Raw genomic sequence first — 5,239 nt, 5'->3', positions numbered from 1 at the left:
TCGCATTCTTATTTCCTTCAACAACCACTCTTTGATACCATTCAGGGTAACTCTCTTTTGCTTCCTCAAGTGTCATAGTTGAAGATTTAAACCGTTTATTTATATCAACTTTATTTTCTTCATTTCTAGCGTAACTATTTAAATACTCTAAAGTAACCTTTTTACCAATTTTAAACGCTCGTACAGGCAAATCATATTTATCATTTATCGAACCAACCATTCTAAACGACTGATTAATGCTTTGATATTGAATCTGTTTTTCTTTAGAAGTAGCTTTATATTCCCATATTCTAAAAGTCAAATCATATTTTAATGACTTTAATTGAATTTTTATATTTGGATACAAATCAATTGGCTCATTAAAAACATAATACAAATGAACTCCACTTCCACTTGCAACTACAAAAGTCGGAACTGGAATAGATCTAAGAGTATTACTATCAAATGAGATCCTATAAAGAATATTTTCTATCTCATCTAAACCAACACTATCTAAATCAAAGATTAAGGCATTCATACATTGAGCATTTTCTAATTTATTTGTCATCTTTCGATAAGTTAATCCACTGCATAATGCTGTTTGATTCACCTCTACATAACTCATATAATCATTTTCCCATGTATCATTCAGCATAATTCTTCGTTTTAACCCATCTTTATCTTCATCATAATAAAGATAGACAGCATTAGGTTTACTATAATCAGTATTATACTCTCCCTCATTCTCGTTATTAGGAAAGATATATTTATAAAAATCATACCCATTTACTTCCTCATATCTACTACTCAATACACCTATTACTTTTTCATAATCAGTCATATCTTGCATTACATACACCTCGCTCACAATCATACTTATAGGGGCTTAGATTATCAATATATTTTTTTCCCTATTTTTAGTATATAAGAAATTTAGCTCTTTGGCTAAATATTTTTCTAATCTTCACAATCATACTTATAGGGGCTTAGATTATCAATATATTTTTTTCCCTATTTTTAGTATATAAGAAATTTAGCTCTTTGGCTAAATATTTTTCTAATCTTCACAATCATACTTATAGGGGCTTAGATTATCAATAAGTTTTTTTTCACTAAATGCATAAAATAATAGCAGATTTTAGTCTGCTATGCAAAGTTGCGCAAGGGTTGCACAACTTTGTTCAGCTACTTTAGCATTATTTCCAAAAAAAACATGGCTTTTTTTTGATTTCAATAACTATCTTGATAGTTATATGCATTAAATCACTCCTGGTATTATCTAATAAATACCCATATAAATTGTAATACATATAAATATCTAAAACAACATATCTCTAACAGCAGTATTTCTTTACTATTTATTTTTATTTGTCCGTATTTTTACTCACATTTTGTGCTACTCATATCAAAACAGTTAAAATTCATGCTACAATATCGAACGGGAGGTATTTACCATGGAAAATACATTCCTATTGCATCACTGCCTTAACTTATATGACAATCGATATAAATGTGATTATCACAATGATAATACTTTTAATGATAGTTAAGGAGTTAAAGAAGTAGTCTAACTACTTCGGTGGTGGTGCAAATAAAATAAAGAGAGAGGACGGCAATCCTCTCTCTTTTCTTGTGTTGTGTACTGCCACAACTTATATGACACTATTATTATAGCATATATTTCAAAAAAGATACTACTAAAAACTTATCTTTCTCTATCGTATGAGCGTTTTTTTGTTCGTTCTGACGTTGTTTTTAACGATTGGGTTCCTAAACCTTTTATGCTCGATAAACTATGCTCAAATTGTTTCTTTTGAGGCTCCTGATGAGTGATTTTATTTGCTTTATCAATACAATACTCTACATACGATTTAATTCCTTCTAAATTCGCTATACTTTTTTTTATTTTAATTACAATTTTCTCAAATAATGAAGCTTGCAGCATCGGTCTTAATTGTTCCAATTTTTTATTAATGGCACGAATTAGTTCATTTTTCTTTTTTATTGTGGCACTTTCAGTGCCTTTTCCCTCATGGTACTCATGTAATATTCCAGGAGCGTCAAAAACAGCCCCCATACGCTCCATTTCAGCTTGTAATTGTGATTTTATATCTTCCAGCCAACTATTACTCTTATATTCCTCATTTTTGGCTGAAAAACCTCCTTCTTTGATTTCTCCCTTACGATGAACCGGAGGTAACATTTCTCCAGTAATTGGATCTGTTGCTCGATCACTTTTCTTTTTCGCTATTTTCCCCTCATTAGTCAAATAAATATCTCTATCGTATCGCTTAACTTCTTCCTCTGGTAATTTTTCTCTTTCGCTGAAGATAACATGAATATGTAAATTTGTCCTAGACTTATTCCAATGACACGCCCACATCATATCGGTACTCTTGCCACAAGATAACTCGGCTAATTTTTGACAGCGTTTCTCAAGTTTCTCTTTAGGTAACTCATACCAACTATTCGGTATTGCTATAATATTTTCTCTTCCCTGGTTATTTTCTTTATCGCTTTTTTTGTGATTGACTTCAAAATTTGCATAATCAGTAAAATCAATAAAAGCACTTTGGCAAACTATTTCCTCTTGCTTTTTTTCATTCGTAATATAGTTTGCTCGTCCACAAATATTAGGGAGCTTGTTGTGTCGTACAAATTTTTTCATGTATATCCTCCTGTTGTTTTATGCCTCGCAGAGCCTCCGGAGGACGCAATCCTTTTGCTAATTTCGAAGAAATTTGCGAAAGGGTGTATTGCGCTCTCATTCGCCGAGGGCTTAAAAAATATTCGTTAGTTTTTTTTTTAAATTAAATAAAAATAAAAAGCCGACAAATAGTTGATCAACTACTTATCGGCTCTAAAAGGCTCTTTATTTATTGATTGAATTATACCATATTTTTATGAAAAAAACACTGCTTATCAGCAGTGCCGGTAAAGAAAAAAGAGAGCTATTCACTCTCCATAATTTCTTTCGCTATCTTTTCATCGAATTGCCATATTAACAAGTCCATGTTTTCATATCTTCCAATATATCCGTATATTCATCGGGAGCTTCTGTGTCGTTCCAATCCCAAAAAGCAAGATTATCAACCAATCGCTTATTATCTGTTAAATTCGTAATTCCTAATGAATATCGTGAAAAATCATCAGTTTCATAAACCACTTCGTATTTTCCATTCTCTTTTCCAATCACAGTGCCACATCGTGTTTGGAAGCCTTCGGCTACTTCCTTCTTTAATCTTTCTAATACATCATCGGGTGTCGTGTCCTTAAATATCAATTTAGATCTAAACATATATTTCACTCCATCGATTCAAATTCGACAAAAGAAACGATCATTTCATTTTCTTCATTTGTAGCACCTGATATAGATATCTTGCTTCCTTTTTTGCATTGCTGCATAATCATTTCTCCCATTCGATTAAATGCAGTACATTGATATACATCTGTAACATCATCGTCCTGGTATACTGCTAATTTAAAATTAATTGTTTTAGTATTTTCAACTACTTTTAATATTGGTTCTTCTACCAATCTTCCTGTTATTTTATTTTCCATGTATATTATTTACCTCTCAATTTATTCAGTTCTAAATTTTCTTCCAAATACTCGCTCATATCTAAATATTTTTCTTCATCTTCCCAACCATGATGGCAATAATCTAAACCACCATCTACATATATATTTCTGCAGCTACAATGTACCATTTGATGTATTTGAGTGGATTCGATAATATCACCACACTTCAGACACTTCGCTCTATTTCTAATTAATTTTTTCATAATTATTTACCACCAAATAATTTAGCAAAGAAGCCTTTGTTTCGCTCATGCTCTAATTCTTGTTTAGTGATGGCCAATTCATCGGTTAATTGCCTATTGTCAGCCTTTAATTCATCAAACTGTTTTGTTTTTTCTTCTAAAAGTAATTTATTGGTATTTGCTTCAGCAATCATAACTGCATGCTCCGACTTCCATTCGCTTAATTCTGCAATTTTGTCAGCTTGTGCTGCAACCTTAATAAGTAGATTACGATTTTCTTCTTCTAGTTGCCTAATTCTATCACTTGTATCTTGATTTAAAATCACAACAGGACTTTCTTGTCTATGTTGATCCAAAATTGCCACTGCTTCATCATCTAAAAAATGTGTCCTGTTTTGTTTGTGAATATGTCCTTTAAGTTCAGTTTCATATCTCTTAACTTGTTTTCGTATTGCTTCATACGATACATTATTTTTCTTTGCATACTCTCTAATAGAAATCATAATAAATCTCCTTAAACAACCATGTTGTACAACGGTTGTACAACGTTGTATTTGACTAAATTATACCATTTTTTCTACTTGTTCTGGAAGATAATATAAAAATCTTTTACCATTGTTATAGGCTCCCATTCTAGTAGCATACATTTCATATCCAATACTTCCTTCTTTTACTTTATATCCAGATTCATACCATTGAGTTTTGGTTCTATAATCTTCAACTTGGTCTTTTCTTACTAAAAAGCCATTATACATAGTGATCGAACTAGATTTACTTTTATTTTCGAATTTTGTACAAGTAAAAGAACTATTCATACTTGCCCATCTCTTTGTTAATTCGCATTTTCTTTTAGTAAATCTTCCATATTTCATATCTTTTGATTCTTTACAATGCACACAATGATAACATGGTAGTCTTCTTAATATTTCTTCACTATACATAAATCTATTTCTCCCACCATTTACGGATTGTCTTTGGATCAAGACCAGTTTCTCTATGACAATCGACTTTCTTTCCTGTAGGATTATTTTCTCTCCATTGTTTTACTTTGGCTTCAGCAGTTCCAGAACCTTTAGGTCTACCGTTTCCATCTGTCCATTTTTTGCCTTTTTCTTCACAGATAATATCTCTATTTGCTCTAGCTAATTTCAAATGCAAACTTTGTTTTCTTCCATTCCGTTTATTTCTTTCAATTCGTACATCAGTTAATTTTTCTATATCATCAATGGGAAAATTATAAAATTCTCTTGAATACATTTCTAAAGCTGAAGCAATATCTTTTTTTGAAAGTTTATTTTTATGATCAATATTATCCAATATTTCAAAATCTTCTAACATATCAGCTTTTAATTGTTTTCTAGGAACATCACATTTACAAGCATAAATCGACATACACATTAAATAAAAATAGCGATGTCCTCCTTTAATATTTCCAATTTGTCTACGCCACCATTGATATAAAGCATCTCCTTGCTTTCCTCTAATATCCCATTTCT

At 31.1% G+C, this 5,239-nt stretch carries 8 protein-coding genes; all 8 read right to left on the bottom strand.

The genetic code is table 11. The features are described 5' to 3' along the window. Nucleotides 1–829, bottom strand: an 829-nt coding sequence (locus EUBDOL_RS02010; RefSeq protein ID WP_004798026.1) for a hypothetical protein, incomplete at its 3' end; no start/stop codon positions are given. Between the two features lie 855 nt (nucleotides 830–1,684). Continuing rightward, nucleotides 1,685–2,647 carry a hypothetical protein gene (locus EUBDOL_RS02005; RefSeq protein WP_004798024.1) on the bottom strand — a complete coding sequence of 321 codons (963 nt, stop codon included), beginning with the start codon at nucleotides 2,645–2,647 and terminating at the stop codon, nucleotides 1,685–1,687. A 333-nt stretch (nucleotides 2,648–2,980) separates the two neighbouring features. Further along, entirely contained in the window at nucleotides 2,981–3,277 is a 297-nt protein-coding gene (locus EUBDOL_RS02000; protein WP_004798019.1) for a hypothetical protein, read from the bottom strand. A 5-nt stretch (nucleotides 3,278–3,282) separates the two neighbouring features. Continuing rightward, a complete protein-coding gene (locus EUBDOL_RS01995) occupies nucleotides 3,283–3,540 on the bottom strand; it encodes a single-stranded DNA-binding protein (protein ID WP_004798017.1) in 258 nt (85 codons plus the stop codon). Nucleotides 3,541–3,545: 5 nt separating this feature from the next. After that, nucleotides 3,546–3,764 (bottom strand): DUF7695 domain-containing protein, encoded by a 219-nt coding sequence (locus EUBDOL_RS01990; protein ID WP_004798015.1) that lies wholly within the window; start codon nucleotides 3,762–3,764, stop codon nucleotides 3,546–3,548. Between the two features lie 2 nt (nucleotides 3,765–3,766). Continuing rightward, nucleotides 3,767–4,246, bottom strand: coding sequence for a hypothetical protein (locus tag EUBDOL_RS01985; RefSeq protein WP_004798013.1), 480 nt, complete (start codon nucleotides 4,244–4,246; stop codon nucleotides 3,767–3,769). A 60-nt stretch (nucleotides 4,247–4,306) separates the two neighbouring features. Next, the gene (locus tag EUBDOL_RS01980; protein WP_004798011.1) at nucleotides 4,307–4,684 is read right to left on the bottom strand and encodes a hypothetical protein; all 378 of its coding nucleotides are present in this window, start codon (nucleotides 4,682–4,684) and stop codon (nucleotides 4,307–4,309) included. Nucleotides 4,685–4,688: 4 nt separating this feature from the next. Beyond that, nucleotides 4,689–5,239: hypothetical protein (locus tag EUBDOL_RS11550; protein ID WP_004798009.1), on the bottom strand; the 551-nt coding region annotated here is incomplete at its 5' end.

The organism is Amedibacillus dolichus DSM 3991 (genome assembly GCF_000154285.1).
Classification (GTDB): Bacteria; Bacillota_I; Bacilli_A; order Erysipelotrichales; family Erysipelotrichaceae; genus Amedibacillus; species Amedibacillus dolichus.
The sequence above is the reverse complement of the archived record's forward strand: the minus strand, read 5'-3'. Positions and strand labels throughout refer to the sequence as shown.